Consider the following 15,674-nt stretch of genomic DNA (forward strand, 5'->3'; position numbering starts at 1 on the left):
CCCGATGGTCAGCTCACGCTCTCCACCGCGTGGGCGGTGGTGGCGGCCCGCTTGGCCGCCGCCGCCGTCCTCGGCGGGATGGAGCTCAGGTTGAAGGCGTACCTGGCCATGGAGTCGGCGATCGCGTCGGCGTCCACGTCCAGCGCGGTCGCGTTGATGTTGGCGATCGTGTCGCACGCCTGGTGGTAGCAGACGTCGTACGCGACCCCGGCCGTGCCGCCGAACAGGGCCGCCTCCTCGGCCGTCTTGATGCCCTCCGCACCGGTGAAGATGCCGCCCGACGGGATGCCGACCGCGATGAAGGGGCCGTAGTCGGAGCGGCCGTCGAAGTCGGTGCCCACGGTGGGCAGGTTGCGGGTGCCGTAGAAGGCCTGGAGCTGCTGCTCGATCTGGGCGGATCCGGGCGGTCCCGGCGGTGAGCCTTCGGCGTCGGAGTCGTCGCCGTCGTAGAGCTTGTAGGCGTAGTTGGGCGAGGCCACCATGTCGAAGTTCAGGTAGACCTTGATCCGGTCGCGCTGCGCCTGGGACAGGGACGCGACGTACTGGTCGGAGCCGAGCAGGCCGATCTCCTCACTCGCCCAGAAGGCGAAGCGGAGCTTGTGCTTGACCGGGTAGAGCGCCATCTCCTCGGCGACCTCCAGGATGGCGGCGGTGCCGGAGCCGTTGTCGTTGATGCCCGGTCCCGCGGGGACGCTGTCGAGGTGCGCGCCGGTCATCACGACGTTGCGCGGGTCGCCGAAGCGGGACTCGGCGATGACGTTGTCGTTGGTGCCGAGCACGAGCGTCGCGTCGACCTTGAGCCGGACCGTCGCGCCGGCCGTGGCGGCCAGCTCGTTGCCCACGGCGAAGTCGGCGAACACCATCGGCACCCCGGCCCGCCACTCACCGATGTCCAGCGGGAACGCGTCGGTCCTGCCCGGCTGGCCCTCGTTGAACACGATGATCCCGGAGGCCCCCGCGACGCCCGCGTTGCGGATCTTCTGCGCGAAGGCGCAGGTGCCACGCTGGATCAGGGCGATCCGGCCGGCCACGAACCCGGCGAAGTCCGCCGCCTCGCAGCCGCTGGTCGAGGTGGGCGTCGGGGTCGGCGGCAGCGTCAGGTCCACACCCTGGACCTGCGCGGTCACGTCTCCGGCCGGTGACGGCTGGAAGGTGAAGAAGTCCTCGTTCGGCGCGTACGTCTTGGCGGACGGCGCGGTGAGGTTCAGCGTGGGCGGGCTGTTCTCGGTCCAGCTCTCCACGAAGTTGGTCGGCTGCAGCGTGACCTTGTAGCCGGCTTTGCGCAGCTTGCCCGCCACGTAGTCGCGGGAGGCGTCGTAACCGGGCGTGCCCGCCGCGCGGGTGCCGCCGTTCGCGGTGGCGATGGCCTGTAGCGCGTCCAGGTGCTTCTTGACGTTCGAGCCCTTGACCTGCTTGACGAGTAACTTGGCGAAAAGGTCGTCCAGCCCTCCCGCGTTGGCCGGAGTGGCCATGGCCATGGGTAAGGCCAGAGCCATGATCATTGCGATGACGATTCTGCGCATGAAGGTTTTCCCCCTGGTGACCAGGAACACGGACATTTCCCCCGAGCCGCGAACGGAACGTAACCCGGCCGGGAATCGCTGGGAAGACCCACTAATGCGTCAAAATCCGGACATAGCCGCTTACTCGCTGCGGCGCTCCCGGGCGCGGCGCTTGCCCTCGTGCATCGCCTGTACGCGGGCGATCGGGATCGTGTGCCCCTCCTCGACCAGGTCGGCGGGCAGCCGCTGCGGCTCGGGCATGAGCTCGGCCCACGGGTCCGCGCCCTTGAGCAGCCCGGCCGCCGTGTGGATGGTGAAGTCGCCCGGCGCGACCCGGTCGAGGTCGTCCCAGGGCACGGGGAAGGAGACAGGGGCGCCGGGACGCACGCGGGGGCTGTAGGCGGCCACCACCGTGGCGCCGCCCGCGCGGGTCGAGTCGAGGAACACCTTGCCCGCGCGGTCCTCGCGGATGAACGCCGTCGTGGCCAGCGCCGGATCCACCCGCTCGGCGCGGGCGGCCACGGCGCGCGTGGCCGCCGCCAGGTCCTCCACCGGGATCCCCGCCACCACGGGCACGAACACGTGCACGCCCTTGGCCCCGCTGGTCTTCACCGCGCCCGTCAGCCCGGCGTCGTCGAGCGCCTGGCGGACCAGCAACGCGCCGCGCACGGCCAGCGAGAAGGCCTCGCTGCCCTCGGGCGGATCGAGGTCGAGCACCAGGTGGGTGAAGTGGTCGCCGGCGAACAGCGCCGGGTGGTATTCCACCGCCCGCTGGTTGGCGAACCACAGCAGGGTTTTCCTGTCGTCGCACAGCGCGTACGTCACCTGCCTGCGGGACGCCTCGGCCCAGTGGGCGACCGACTTCACCCACTCGGGGGCGTACTTGGGCAGGTTCTTCTGCATGAACGGCGGCTGCCCCGGGCGTACCCGGATCACCGACAACGCCCGGCCGCGCAGGGCGGGCACGATGCGGTCGCTGACCGCGTCGAGATAGTCGACCAGGTCGCGCTTGGTCGCGCCCGCCTCGTCGAACAACGGCTGGTCGAGGTTGGTCAGTGCCACCCCGTCACGCGTCTCATCGCTGGCCACCCGCCCTACGATGCCCATACCCCCATTTACGGTCAACACCATCAGGAGTGGCATGACCCGATATCTCTATCTCACCCGCCACGGCGAGGCGGCGCCGGACGGCCTCGGGCTGACCGAGAACGGCCGCCGGCAGGCCGCGCTGCTCGGCGAACGGCTGCGCGGCGTCCCGTTCGCCGCCGTCCACCACGGCCCGCTGCCCCGCGCGGCCGAGACCGCCAGGCTGATCGGCGAACGGCTGCCCGGCGTCCCCCTGCGCGAGTCGGAGGTCGCCGGCGACTACGTCCCCTACGTGCCGGAGAAGGAGGAGCTGGACCCGGAGTTCCGCGATCACCTTCTCCGCTTCCTCAGCCAGACGACCGAGGAGGAGCGCGTCCAGGGCGCGGCGCTGGCCCGCGAGGCCCTGGAGCTGTTCACCGGCCCGGTCGAGGAGACCAGGCGCGAGCTGATCGTCACGCACAACTTCCTGATCGGCTGGCTCGTACGGGCCGCCATGGACGCGCCGGCGTGGCGCTGGCTCGGCCTCAACCACTGCAACGCCGCGCTCACCGTCATCCGCTACACGCCAGGACGCCCGTCGTCGGTGATGTTCTCCAACGACATGTCCCACCTGCCGGACGACCTGCGCTGGACGGGCTTTCCGCCCGAGCTACGCCTGGAGTGACAGCCCCGCCACGCCCTTGCCGCTGAGGCTCGCCAGCGCGGCCGGGCGACCGCTCAGCAGCAGGAGCAGCGCCTGCACCGGCCCTTCGACCACGTCGCCGTCCCCCGCCGACCAGTCCACGTCGGTCGCCGTCAGCCGCAGGCCGCGCAGCCGCCGCTGCGGATAGAAGGGCCAGCCGCGGCTCCAGATGTGATCGGCGCAGGCGCGGGCCGGGCCGAGCGGCATGGGGCGGGCGATGCCCAGCGGCACGGCGATGTCCTGGCCGTGGACGAGCACGTCGAACAGCGGGTCGAGCGGCTTGGTCGCGGGCGCCCGCCCGTGCGCGGCCGCCGACTCGCGTACCTGCCCGGTGAGCTCGCCGACCGGCAGCCGGGCGTGCCGCACGGCCGTGTCGCGGATCATGCGGTTGGCGTCGCCGCGCGCCCTGACGAGCGCCGCCAGCGCCCATGGGATCGACGCGCGGGTGGCGAGCGCGAGGTGGGCGGCCACGTCGCGGACCCGCCAGCCGGCGCACAGCGAGGGCCGCTCCCAGTCGCCGGCCGGCAGCGCGCCCATCAGGTCGGCCAGCCCGCGCCGCTCGACCGCGAGCGCGGCCCAGATCTCGTCCTGGTCCATGGGAGGACTCCGATCTACTAAGGTAGCCTTAATATAAGTCTCCCTTAGTAATTGGAGAAGACGTTGGCCGCCACTCATCCGCCGCACGTCGTGGCCCTGCTCTACGAGGCCTACCTGCGCCTGCAGGGGACGGTGGAGGAGGCGGGCCGGGCCTATGACGCCCGGGTCAGGCCGGCCCACTCCGCCGTGTTCTTCCACATGGAGCACGAAGGCATCCGGCTGAGCCGGCTCGCGGAGAAGGCCCAGATGACCGCCCAGGCGATGGGTGCGCTGGTCGACGACCTCGAAGAGCTGGGCTACCTGCGCCGGGTGCCCGACCCGGCCGACCGCAGGGCCAAGCTCATCGTGTTCACCGAGCGCGGCGACGATGCGCTGCGAGTCGGCTACGCGGCCATCGACGACGTCGAACGCCGCCTCGCGGCGCTGCTCGGCGAGGAGGGCCTCGCCGAGCTGAACGCCACGCTGCGGCGCGTGATCACGCAGTTCTAGGGGCTCTTCGCCATCAGCTCGCGCTCCTCCCTGGTCGGGATGAGCCCGGCGGGGGCGAGGATCTTCGACTCCTCGAACGGAGCCTCCGTGTCCGGCAGCGGCTCCCGCGCCCTGATCGCCTTGATCCATATGCGCGCGGCGTCCAGGATGACCACGATGATCAGCACCGCGAACAACGCGGCCAGGATGCCGTCCACGGTGGAGTTGATGACGACCTGCTGCATCGCCTCCGGCGTCTTGGCGGGCGGGAGCAGCTTGCCCTGGTCCAGCGCGGCCTGATAGCGGTCGCGCTGGGCGAAGAAGCCGAGCGTCGGCTCGGCGGAGAACACCTTCTGATAGCTGGCCGTCAGCGTGACCGCCACGTCCCAGGCCAGCGGCACCCCGGTCACCCAGGCCCATTTGAGCCGCCCGCTCTTGATCAGCAGGGTGGTGGCCACGGTGAGCGCCACCGCGGCGAGCAACTGGTTGGCGATGCCGAAGAGCGGGAAGAGCTGGTTGATCCCGCCGAGCGGGTCGTTGACGCCCTGGTAGAGGAAGTAGCCCCAGGCCGCCACGACGACCGCGCTGGCCGCGACCAGCCCTGGCCACCAGCTCACCCGGCCGATCGGCTTCCACAGGTTGCCGAGCGTGTCCTGCAGCATGAACCGGCCCACCCGCGTCCCCGCGTCCACGGTGGTGAGGATGAACAGCGCCTCGAACATGATCGCGAAGTGGTACCAGAACGCCTGCAGCCCCGCGCCCCCGATGAACCCGGAGAAGATCTGCGAGATGCCCACCGCCAGCGTGGGCGCGCCTCCCGTGCGCGCGATCAGCGTCTGCTCCTGTACGGCCGCCGCCGCGGCCTGCAACTCCTCGGGCGTGATCACGAAGCCCATGTTGGCGACCGCCTGCGAAGCGGTCTGCACGGTGGCCCCGACGACGCCCGCCGGGGAGTTCATGGCGAAGTAGAGGCCGGGGCTCAGGACGCAGGCCGCGGTGATGGCCATGATGGCGACGAACGACTCCATGAGCATGGAGCCGTAGCCGATCATCCGGACCTGGCTCTCCTTCTGGATCATCTTGGGCGTCGTGCCGGAGGAGATCAGCGAGTGGAAGCCCGACAGCGCCCCGCACGCGATGATGATGAACACGAACGGGAACAGCGACCCCGCGAAGACCGGCCCCTTGCCGCTGAAGGCGAAGTCGGTGAAGGCCGTGGTCCGCAACGGCGGCATCGTGATGACGATCCCGATGGCGATCAGCACGATGGTGCCGATCTTCATGAACGTGGACAGGTAGTCGCGCGGCGCGAGCAGCATCCACACGGGCAGCACCGCGGCGACGAACCCGTACGCGATCAGCCACAGGGCCAGCGCCGACGGGCTCAGCGTGAAGATCGGCGCCCAGCTCGACTCCTGCACCCAGCCGCCGGCCACGATCGACAGCAGCAGCAGCGCGACGCCGATCACGGTGGTCTCGACGACCTTCCCCGGCCGGATCACCCGCATGTAGAAGCCCATGAACAGGGCGATGGGGATGGTCATGGCGATGGAGAAGACGCCCCACGGCGACTGGGCCAGCGCGTTGACCACGACCAGCGCCAGCACGGCCAGCAGAATGATCATGATGGCGAAGACCGCGATGAGCGCCGCCGCCCCGCCCACCGGCCCGATCTCCTCGCGCGCCATCTGCCCGAGGCTCCTGCCGTTGCGCCGCATGGAGAAGAACAGGATCACCATGTCCTGCACGGCGCCCGCGAAGATCACCCCCGCGACGATCCAGATGGTGCCGGGCAGGTAGCCCATCTGGGCCGCCAGCACGGGCCCCACCAGCGGCCCCGCTCCCGCGATGGCGGCGAAGTGGTGGCCGAACAGGATCCGCCGGTCGGTCGGCTGGTAGTCGATGCCGTTGTCGAGCCGCTCGGCCGGGGTGGCCCTGCGGTCGTCCGCGCGCAGCACCTTGCGCACGATGAACTTGGCGTAGAACCGGTAGGCGATCGCGTACGAGCCGAGGGCGGCGCACAGCAGCCACACCGCGTTGACGTTCTCGCCCCTGGACAGGGCGAGGACTCCCCACCCCACAGCACCGACGAGAGCGACCGCCGTCCAGATGATGATGGAACGCAGCTTCACCGGTTACCTCCCATATATCGGGCTATACACGGCGCCCTAGACAAAGGCGCAGTCCGGCGTCCGGCGGCAGATCGGTGGTGAAACGCCGCCAGCGCCACAGCGGACGGCAGTCGATCGTGACGGGAAGCTCGGCGAGATGCACCCAGGCGGTCGGATGGGCGTACACCAGATCGGCCCCGAGCCTGCGTGCGCGCCTGGGCAGTCGCGAGCGGCGCAGCGGCCTGATCGAGAACTCGCCGGCGTCGGCGCAGCAGAGTCCGGTCACATGCCAATCGAAGAAGACGACCTCTTCGTCTTGCAGCGCTTCACGGGCGGCGGGGGTGAGCGTGATACGCGACATCTGGGGCTCCTGAATATCAGGTAGCTCAGAATTTAACCCCGGCCTTACCCGGTGAACCGGTCGCCGAAACGCGAGATTCCGCACAGCGGAGCGCCCCTGGCTCGGGTGCGAGCCAGGGGCGCCGGTCAACCGGAAACGGTTACTTCTTCCACGGTTCGACGTACGCGACGGTCGCGAAGTCGATCTCCAGGGCGTCCGGCGGGAGCCCGCCGGTCGCGCTCGATCCGGTCACGAAGATGCGCACGCCGGCGCCGCCGGCCGCGTCCACGGCCAGCGCGTGCGCGGTGTCCCGCGCGCCGACCGCGCCGTCGTAGCGGCCGAGCCAGGTCTGCTCGCCGCCGGCCGCGTCGTAGGCGATCGTCACGTAGTCGCTGCCCTTGTCCGCGACGTCGGTGCTCTCACCGGTGACGATCACCTTGCCGCCGTCGGGGGTCACGGCGACGTCCCAGCCGTAATCCTCGGCCTTGGCCGCGCCGTCGTAGCGCTGCACCCAGGCCCGCTGCCCGGTGGCGGCGTCGAGGGCGATCGTGGTGTAGTCCGCGCCCGTGCCCTCGCCGGTGGTGTTGCCGGTCACGTACACCTTGCCGCCGTCGGGCGAGAGGGTGATGTCGTGCGGGGTGTCGCTGGTGTGCGCGGGGCCGTCGTACGTGTCCGCCCAGATCTCCTTCCCGGTGGCCGTGTCGTACGCGACCGTGACCACGTCGCTCTGCGTCCCCTTGTTCGCGTCGGAGCCGGTGACGAAGACCGCCTTGCCGTCCGCGCCGACCGTCATGCCGGAGGGGATGTCGATGCCGTTGTCCGTGCCGTTGTGGCCGGTGGCCCAGAGCTGCTCGCCGGTGCCCGCGTCGTACGCCACGGTGCCCCACTCGGTCAGCCCCGTGCCGGCGACGCCCGAGCCCTGGCCGGTGACGATGACCTTCGACCCGTCCGGGGTCACCGTGATCTCCCGCGCGTCGTCGGTGCCCCCTCCGGGGCCCGCGTACAGCTTCAGCCACTTCTGCTGTCCGTTGTCCGCGTCGTACGCGACCGTGAAGTAGTCGGCCTCGCCGCCCGCGACGGTGGTCATGCCGGTGGCGTAAAGGCTCTTGCCGTCGGCGCTGACCGCGACCCCGTTGGCGTGGTCGGAGGCCTCGCCAGGCCCGGTGTACCTGGCGACCCAGAGCTCCGCGCCCGTGGCCGCGTCGTAGGCGATCGTCACGCCGTCGCCGCCGGTGCCCGTCCCGGTGCTCGTGCCGACGACGTAGAGCCGGCCGCCGTCAGGGCTGACCGCGATGGCGTAGGGCTCGTCGAAGGTGCTGCCGGGACCCACGTAGGTCTTGCTCCACAGCTCCGCGCCGGTCGCCGGGTCGTAGGCGACGGTGGCGATCTGCGGGCTGAGCAGGCCGGGCCGGTTGCCGAAGCTGGCGCCGGTCGCGAAGAGCCGCCGGCCCTTGGGGTCGAGCGCGGTGAACTCGGCGGAGTCGTTGCCGCCCGCCGCCCCGTACGTGGCCGCCCACTTCTCGGGCGTCGCCCGTACGGTGACCGGCACGCGCACGGTGTGCCTGCCGTCCTTCCAGGTCAGCTGCCCGCCCACGTAGACGTTCATGGGCGCGGTGGTCTGCGTGAACGAGACCGTGAACGACTTCGTCTGGCCCGGCCGCAGGGTGAGCCTGCTCGGGCTGACCTTGGCCGTGATCCCGCTCAGGCCGGTGACCGAGGCGCGGTAGGTGGCGGTCGAGCGGCCCACGTTCGTCACCTCGCGGGTGACCGTCTGGGTGCCGGGCAGCCGGCCGACCGCGATCGAGGGGCCGTTCATGTCGCTCGCGTCGAAGGTGTAGCCCTTCTTCGCCAGCAGGTCGCAGACCTTCTGCTCGACGCCCTTGGTCGTGCCGCAGAGGAAGGCGATCCAGTCCCTGATACCGCTGTCGTAGACGAGCCCGGGGTCGGCGGCGCTGTTGGGGGTGACGTGGCCGGCGCCCTGGCCGAAGATCACCGTGGGGTCGGTGCCCGGCCCGTCCAGGACGTCGCGGCCGGTCGTCATCAGCGCCGACTTGACGGCCATCGGCGACCAGTCGGGGTGCAGGTCCTTCAGCAGCGCGGCCAGGCCCGCGACGTGCGGCGCGGCCATCGAGGTGCCGCTGGAGAGGTTGAACTCCAGCCCGTTGTTGCCCGCGGGCGCGGTCGCCGCCAGGATGTCCTGCCCGGGAGCGGTCAGGTCGGGCTTCAGCACGTCGCCGCCGCCGGCGCTCAGCGGTCCCCTGGAGGAGAACGCCGCCACGTAGGGGGCCGGGGCATCGGTGGTGATCTTCGCCTGCTCGATCGTGGCCGTCGCGCCGCTGGTGGCGGCGTAGTCCTTGACGGCCTTGCGGTCCTTGTCCGTGAGGTGCACGGTGGGGATGGAGTGCAGGTCGGTGTTGAGCGAGTTCTCGTCCACGTTGGTCAGGACCAGGCCGATGCCGCCCGCCTCGGCGACCGCGACGCTCTTGTTGACGCGCGGCGTCTCACCGCGGTCACAGACGACGATCTTGCCCTTGACCTTCTCCGGGTCGAGTACGGGCTTGCCACCGTTGTCCCTGGCGGCGTAGCACTGCGCCACCCGCGTGGGGTCCGCGCCGGCCAGCGCCGCGGCCGTGGAGTCGATGAGCGGCGCCGGGCCCGCCTTGGTCGCCAGCGAGGCCCCGCTGTACGCGGCCCCGTTGCCCAGCGTCACCGAACCGGCGGTGGCGCGGTTGTGCGTGCCCGCGGCGACCGTGGTCACCCACGGGGACGGATGCGCGACGGTGCCCGCGGCCGGACCGCTGTTGCCGCCCGCCGCCGAGACGAACACGCCGGCCTCCGCTGCGGCCAGGAACGCCATCTCCACCGGGTCGAGGAAGTCGGTGCTCGTGCCCGAGACGGAGTAGTTGATGACGTCCACGCCGTCGGCCACCGCCTGGTCGATCGCGGCGACCAGGTCGGAGTTGTAGCCGCTGGCCGTGGAGGCGTCCTGGGTGGACCAGAGCGCCTTGTAGGCGGCGATCCTGGCGCGCGGCGCGATGCCGCTGACCGACCCGAACACCGCGGCCGCCCCGGTCGCCGGCACGTTGTGGTTGCCGCCGGCCGTCGAGGCCGTGTGGCTGCCGTGCCCGTTGTAGTCGCGCGGGGACAGGAACTCCCACGGCAGCTGCTCCTTGACCGCCGCGTCACCGCCCCACGCGGTGTTGAAGTGCCGGGCGGAGATGAGCTTGCCGTTGCACAGGTCCGTGGTCCAGGAGGAGTCGCCGCCGGCCGGGCACGTGCCGTGGAAGCCGCGTACCGGGTGGTACTTCTTCCCGGTCATGTCGGGGTCGGCGAAGCTCTTGCCCGGCCAGATGCCGCTGTCGATCACGCCGATGACGAGCCCGTCGCCCGCGCCCTTGTTGCCCGTGGGGCCTCCGAGCTGCTGCCAGAGGCCGCCGCGCTGGTCGAGGCCCAGGAAGGAGGGCGTGGACGAGGTCTGCAGCGACACCTTCCTGTCCTCGGCCACCGCCACGACGTCGGGCAGCGCCCGCATCTGCGCGGCCTGCGTCTTGGTCAGCTTGGCGGCGAAGCCCTCGTAGGAGTAGACGTACTCGTAGAGCTTCTTGCCGCCGCCGACCTTCTTGAGCGCCGCGTCGTGCCGGCCGCGTACGTGGTCGACGTATTTCGTCACCTCGGCCGAGCGGGGGTCGATCTTCTCGCCCCGCTTCGGCTTCGTCTCCGTCAGCCCGGCCACGTCGCCCTCATAGGTCACGACGGGGTCGAGGGCCATCTGCACAATGTAGGTCTTCTGTTCCTCCGGAGCCGGATCGGCCGAGGCCGGAGCGCCCGGCCAGGCGACCGAGGTCAGCATCAGCCCCGTCAAGGCCGCCGTCATCGACAGGCGCTTGCGGGTTCTCCCAGGAGATTCGGACAGGTCCATCGTTGCCCCTCCATGCGTCGCCGCTGATCAAGCGGACGATCGCCGAGGCTAATGAGGACCGTACGGAGGGAGCATCCGTACCGAATACGGATTTTTGGGCGGCACTAACCGCGAGTTGGAGATCCGGTAACCTGATCGTGCCGATTTGCCACCATTGCGCAGGTAAGGGGTAGGCCGCCTTGTCCTCGAACCCGGCCGGCGTCGCCCCCTACGGCTCCCTGTCCGACGTGCTCGTCGGACGCCGGGCCGAGCTCGCCCTCCTGCGTACGGCCATCGCCGCCGCACCCTCGCTCGCCCTGATCGAAGGCGAGGCGGGGATCGGCAAGAGCCGCCTGGTGGGAGAGCTGTTCGCGACCCCGGAGCTGGCCGGGACCCGCAGGCTCGTCGGCCAGTGCGAGCAGCTCCAGGAGCCGCTGCCGCTCTCCCCGCTGCTGGACGCCTTCCGCATGGCCGGCGACGAGCTGGCCCGCGCCAGGCCGGCCAACCCGGTCACCGGCGCGCTCGCCCCGCTGCTCCCCGAGATCGCCGGGCACCTGCCCCCGCCCCTGCCTCCGCTGCACGACCAGCGGGCGGAGCGGCACCGGGTGTTCCGGGCGGCCGTCGCCCTGCTGGAGCACCTGAGCCCGCTGGTCCTCGTCCTGGAGGACGTGCACTGGGCCGACGGCGGCACCCACGACTTCCTCGCGTTCCTGGCCGCCCACCAGCCGCGAGACCTTTCGGTGATCCTCACCGTGCGCACCGAGTCGGGGCTGCTGCCGATCCGCGAGGCCTTCGCCCGCGCGCCCTCCGGTCCCGCGCGGGTCGTCACCCTCACCCCGCTGACCAGGCCGGAGGCGGACGAGCTCGCGCGCCGCATCCTCCAGACCGACCTGCCCGGTACGTTCGCCGCCCTCCTCTACGAGAAGACCGGCGGCATCCCGTTCGTCGTCGAGGAGCTGCTGCGCACGCTGCTGGAACGCCTGCCCGCGAACGAGATCCCCGGCCGCCCCGACGTGCTGACCGGCCTCGCCGTGCCCACCGTGCTGCGTGACGTCGTGCTCCAGCGCCTGTCCTCGCTCGACGACCCCGTACGGGAGATCCTCGAAGCCGCCGCCGTCATCGGCATGACCCCCGACGACCGGATCCTGTCCGAGGTCACCGAGCGCGACCCGGCCGAGGTCGCCAAGGCGCTCGGCCGGGCGCAGGCGGCCGGGCTGCTGCACGAGGAGGACGGCGGCTGCCGCTTCCGGCACGCGCTGGCCAGGCAGATCGTGTACGAGTCCGTCGCCGTCTCCGGCCGCCGCTGGCTGCATCTCAAGACGGCCCGCGCCCTGGAGTCCGCCGCCGGTCCGAAGCCGGTGGCCAGGCTCGCCCACCACTACCGGCTCGCCGGGCGCACCGCCGACTTCGTGGGCCACGCGGAGGCCGCCGCCGACACGGCGCTCTTCCACGGCAACGACGCCACCGCGGCGCGCTTCCTCCTCCAGGCCCTGGAGATCGGCGAGCTGTCCGGCGAGGTACGCGTGCGGCTGGCCGTCAAGCTCGGCCGGTCGGCGGTGGACGGGCTGGCGCACGCGGAGGCCGTACCGATCCTGGAACGCCTGCTGGCCACCGAGCCCCTGCCCGCCCGCCTGCGCGGCGAGCTGCGCTTCGCCCTCGGCCGCCTGCTGCGCCAGCAGGGGGAGGCGCGCGCGGGTTACCTGCAGATCGAGAGCGCGGTCGGCGACCTCGGGGACCGGCCCGCGCTGCTCGGACGCGCCCTGGCCGTGCTCGCCGCGCCCGAGACCATCGTGGACCGGCACGTCAGCGAGCACGCCGCGCGCTGCGACGAGGCCGAGGCCGTCGCGCGGCGCAGCGGCGACCCGGACATCGGCGTCGCGGTACGCATCGCCAGGGCCTCGCTGCTACTGGAGCAGGGCGATCCGGCGAGCTGGCGGCTGATCGACGAGCTGCTGCGCGACGACGGGCTCAGGGACGCGCCGAGGGAGCACGCCCGCGCCTGCCTCAACTGGGCCCAGGCCGCCCTGCACGTCGGGCGCCTCGACCGCGCCGAGTCCCTGCTGGCCGAGGGCCGGCAGGTGGCGGACCAGGCGGAGTACCTGCGGGTGGCGGAGGTCGTCGAGCTGGTCACCGCCGTCGTGGACCGCGCGGCGGGGCGCTGGGACGGGCTGGAGCCCCGGATCCGCCGGCTGTCGGGGGCGGCGGCCACCTTCGCCACCTTCGCCGCCGCGTCGCTGGACTCGCGGCTGCTGCGGGGCTCGCTGCTGGCGGCGACGGGGCCGGCCGAGGAGGCGGTGGCGTGCCTGGGCGAGGTGATCGCGATCGCCTCGCGCGTGGGGGCCGTGTGGCCGCTCCTGTCGGCGCGGGTGACCTTGGCGCGGCTGCTGCTGACCTTGGACGATGCGGCGGGGGCGGTCGAGCACGCTACGGCGGCGCTCGTTCTGGTACGGGCCAAGGGGAACTGGGTGTGGGGCGCGGAAACCGTCCTGACCCTGATCGACGCCCTCACCACGTCGGGAGCCCTGCACCTCTCGACCGCCCCGGACACCGCCGCTGGCACCGTCCCGGACACCGGCCTGGACGCTGCCGCGCTGGTCGCCGAGTTGGGGGCCGGGATCGACGGCGCGGATGCGCCCGTGGCGCAGGCGGCGCTGCTGAGCGCCCGGGCCCTTCTGGCGCGTTCGCGCGGAGAGCTGCCGGAGGCCGACCGGCTGCTCGACGTCGCGCGGGCCACTCTCCAGGACGCCGGGCTGCGCTACGAGGAGGCGGTGGCCGCCGAACGCCTGGGCCGCTGGCGCTGCGCGGACGGCCCGGCCGCCGGCGGGCCGCTGCTGGAGAGCGCATTACGCCTGTACGGGTCGATGGGCGCGGACCGGGACCTCGCCCGGGTCAGCCGGATCATGCGGCAGAACGGCGTGCCCATCCCCTACCCGTGGCGCGGCGGCCGCCCGTCCCACGGCCAGACGCTGTCGTCACGAGAGCGCGAAGTGGCCCTGCTCGCGGCGGCGGGCAAGACGAACCAGGAGATCGCCACCGCGTTGTTCCTGTCCAGGCGGACGGTCGAGAGCCACATCGCCAGCGCGCTGCGCAAGCTCGGGCTGCCGTCGCGAAAAGAGCTCAGAGGGCTGACAACACTGCCTTGACGCCGCCTGCCAAGCCCAGCTCACGCTCTCGCAGCACTGCCATGACGCCGCCGCCTGCCAAGCCCGCTCGCTCTCGCAGCACTGCCTTGACGCCGCCTGCCAAGCCCGGATCACGGTCCCGGCGGTCTTACCCGCGCACCGAGGTGAAACAGCTCCGCCGGTCATCGGCGCGTCCCCGACGGCAGGGGCACGGTGGCCAGCACGGACCAGCCGCCCTCGGGGCGCGGCCCCGTACGGAGCGAGCCGCCCAGGCCCTCCACCCGTTCGCGCATCCCGACCAGGCCGTATCCCCCGGCCCCTGACGGCCGGCCGGCCGCCGGTGCGGCGTCGTCCACGACCTCGACGGTGAGCGTGTCGCGATCCTGCGTCACCCCGACGGTGACCGAGCGAGCATGCGGGGCGTGGCGGGAGACGTTGGTCAGCGACTCCTGCACGACCCGGTGAACGGTGCCGGCCACCTCCCGCGGCCAGGCCGGCTCGCCGTCGGGCAGCCGCAGGCGCACCGCGGGCCCGTTGAAGCGCTCGACCAGCTCACGCAGCAGCGCCGGGCCCGGCACGGCCGCGGCCACCTCCTCGCCGTCGCGGAGGAGGCCGACGACCTTTCTGGTCGCGGCGAGGGCGTCGGAGCCGGCCGCCTCGATGTCGGCCAGCGACCCCGCCACCTGCTCAGGGTGCTTGCGTGCGCGGATCTGGGCGGCCTGGGCCTGGAGCACGACGCTGGTGACGTGGTGGGCGACGACGTCGTGCAGCTCCCTGGCCAGCGTGAGGCGTTCGCTGCGGCGTACCCGATCGGTGATGGCGCGGCGGCGGGCGGCGAGCAGGCGCGGCGTCAGCCCGATCGCGACGGCGGCGAGCCAGCCGAGTCCGCCCAGCAACGTCAGCGTGGGGCCGGACGAAGCGGTCAGACCGCCGGCGGCCACCGCGAGCCCACCGGCGGCGACGGCGCACGCGGGGACGACAGGCAGCGTACGGACCGCGGAGCCGACGAGCACGGACAGGCCCAGGGACATGGCCGGACTGGGCTCCCCCGGCAACCCGGCCGTCCACGCGACCACGACGGCGACCGCCGCGACCGCCAGGCCCGCGACCGCCGCCCAGAGCCGGTCGAGCCGCCGCGCCAGGGCGATCGAGCACACCACCGTCCCAGCGGCACAGCCGAACACCCAGTAGCCGCCGCCCCAGCTCACGGAGAGCCGGTACGCCTGGAGGGCCAGCGCCGCCGCGAACCCGGCGCCGAGCCCGACCTCGGCCGCGACCCCCGCCCACCGTCCCAGCACCCGCACGCCGCCCAGGCTAGAGCCCCCGATCACCCCCGCGACACCGGCCGAAAGTACGGTCACGCCTCCTTCGCCCTCAGTCGCGCGCCTTCGTCTTCGGTCGCATGCCGGCCGCCGCAGGGCTTGTCCGCGCCCGGCGGCAGGCGGGATGATCAGCCCTCGGCGGCCATCAGGCGCATGGCCCGACGAGTTCGCGATCCGGAGGCTCCACACCCCATGACCGACGCGCCCGCCGCCGTCCTCCTGCTGGTCTTCGCCGCGATCGCCTGGACCCTGCTGACGGCCCTGGTGAAGAACGCCGGCGAGAACACCAAGGACGGCCGCGCCATCACCCTCTTCACCGCGTTCACCATCGCCGCGGCCATGCTCGGCTCCGGCCTCCTCCTGCTCCTCCTGACCGGCGCCATGGCCGACATCACCGACGCGCTGAAGAGCGCACTCCGCCCCTGAGTGCGCAGGGGATCAGCCCTGTGTCAGCCGGGAGAATGGTGGGCTTTACGCCGTAGACAACTTTCCGTCACGTTGTTACGTTCGCGGCAGATGACAGCGATGTCAATCCTGGTCTTCCAC

Annotated in this window: 11 protein-coding genes; 4 read left to right on the plus strand and 7 right to left on the minus strand. The window is 72.0% G+C overall.

Annotated elements, in window-relative coordinates:
* Nucleotides 1-8 precede the first annotated feature (8 nt).
* Both ABEA43_RS03425 and ABEA43_RS03430 read right to left on the minus strand, forming a co-directional pair.
* Nucleotides 9-1,523: a M28 family metallopeptidase gene (locus ABEA43_RS03425; protein ID WP_345558494.1), complete on the minus strand. Its 1,515-nt coding sequence runs from the start codon at nt 1,521-1,523 to the stop codon at nt 9-11.
* 120 nt (nt 1,524-1,643) lie between these two features.
* The gene (locus ABEA43_RS03430) at nt 1,644-2,591 is read right to left on the minus strand and encodes a DNA polymerase domain-containing protein (RefSeq protein ID WP_345558496.1); all 948 of its coding nucleotides are present in this window, start codon (nt 2,589-2,591) and stop codon (nt 1,644-1,646) included.
* 52 nt (nt 2,592-2,643) lie between these two features.
* Between ABEA43_RS03430 and ABEA43_RS03435 the strand changes: the two genes are divergently transcribed.
* Nucleotides 2,644-3,252 (plus strand): histidine phosphatase family protein, encoded by a 609-nt coding sequence (locus ABEA43_RS03435; protein WP_345558498.1) that lies wholly within the window; start codon nt 2,644-2,646, stop codon nt 3,250-3,252.
* On the opposite strand, the gene ABEA43_RS03440 is transcribed toward ABEA43_RS03435, so the two are convergent.
* Nucleotides 3,238-3,867, minus strand: a complete 630-nt coding sequence (locus tag ABEA43_RS03440) for a maleylpyruvate isomerase family mycothiol-dependent enzyme (RefSeq protein WP_345558500.1) — start codon at nt 3,865-3,867, stop codon at nt 3,238-3,240. The genes ABEA43_RS03435 and ABEA43_RS03440 overlap by 15 nt on opposite strands.
* Nucleotides 3,868-3,930: 63 nt before the next feature.
* Between ABEA43_RS03440 and ABEA43_RS03445 the strand changes: the two genes are divergently transcribed.
* Entirely contained in the window at nt 3,931-4,356 is a 426-nt protein-coding gene (locus ABEA43_RS03445; RefSeq protein ID WP_345558502.1) for a MarR family winged helix-turn-helix transcriptional regulator, read from the plus strand.
* Here ABEA43_RS03445 and ABEA43_RS03450 read toward each other — a convergent pair.
* The 3 genes from ABEA43_RS03450 to ABEA43_RS03460 form a co-directional block, all read right to left on the minus strand.
* On the minus strand, nt 4,353-6,467 hold the full coding sequence (locus ABEA43_RS03450; RefSeq protein ID WP_345558504.1) for a carbon starvation CstA family protein: 2,115 nt from the start codon (nt 6,465-6,467) through the stop codon (nt 4,353-4,355). The two genes, ABEA43_RS03445 and ABEA43_RS03450, sit on opposite strands and share 4 nt — an antisense overlap.
* 22 nt (nt 6,468-6,489) lie before the next feature.
* A complete protein-coding gene (locus ABEA43_RS03455; protein ID WP_345558505.1) occupies nt 6,490-6,807 on the minus strand; it encodes a hypothetical protein in 318 nt (105 codons plus the stop codon).
* A 139-nt stretch (nt 6,808-6,946) separates the two neighbouring features.
* A complete protein-coding gene (locus ABEA43_RS03460; protein WP_345558507.1) occupies nt 6,947-10,705 on the minus strand; it encodes a S8 family serine peptidase in 3,759 nt (1,252 codons plus the stop codon).
* Nucleotides 10,706-10,884: 179 nt separating this feature from the next.
* Between ABEA43_RS03460 and ABEA43_RS03465 the strand changes: the two genes are divergently transcribed.
* Complete coding sequence (locus ABEA43_RS03465) at nt 10,885-13,827, plus strand: helix-turn-helix transcriptional regulator (RefSeq protein WP_345558509.1); 2,943 nt, start codon at nt 10,885-10,887, stop codon at nt 13,825-13,827.
* Between the two features lie 161 nt (nt 13,828-13,988).
* Here ABEA43_RS03465 and ABEA43_RS03470 read toward each other — a convergent pair whose 3' ends face one another.
* Nucleotides 13,989-15,167: a sensor histidine kinase gene (locus ABEA43_RS03470; protein ID WP_345558511.1), complete on the minus strand. Its 1,179-nt coding sequence runs from the start codon at nt 15,165-15,167 to the stop codon at nt 13,989-13,991.
* A 153-nt stretch (nt 15,168-15,320) separates the two neighbouring features.
* Between ABEA43_RS03470 and ABEA43_RS03475 the strand changes: the two genes are divergently transcribed.
* The gene (locus ABEA43_RS03475) at nt 15,321-15,554 is read left to right on the plus strand and encodes a hypothetical protein (RefSeq protein ID WP_345558513.1); all 234 of its coding nucleotides are present in this window, start codon (nt 15,321-15,323) and stop codon (nt 15,552-15,554) included.
* Nucleotides 15,555-15,674: the final 120 nt, after the last annotated feature.

Source organism: Nonomuraea rosea, from assembly GCF_039539705.1.
Classification (GTDB): domain Bacteria; phylum Actinomycetota; class Actinomycetes; order Streptosporangiales; family Streptosporangiaceae; genus Nonomuraea; species Nonomuraea rosea.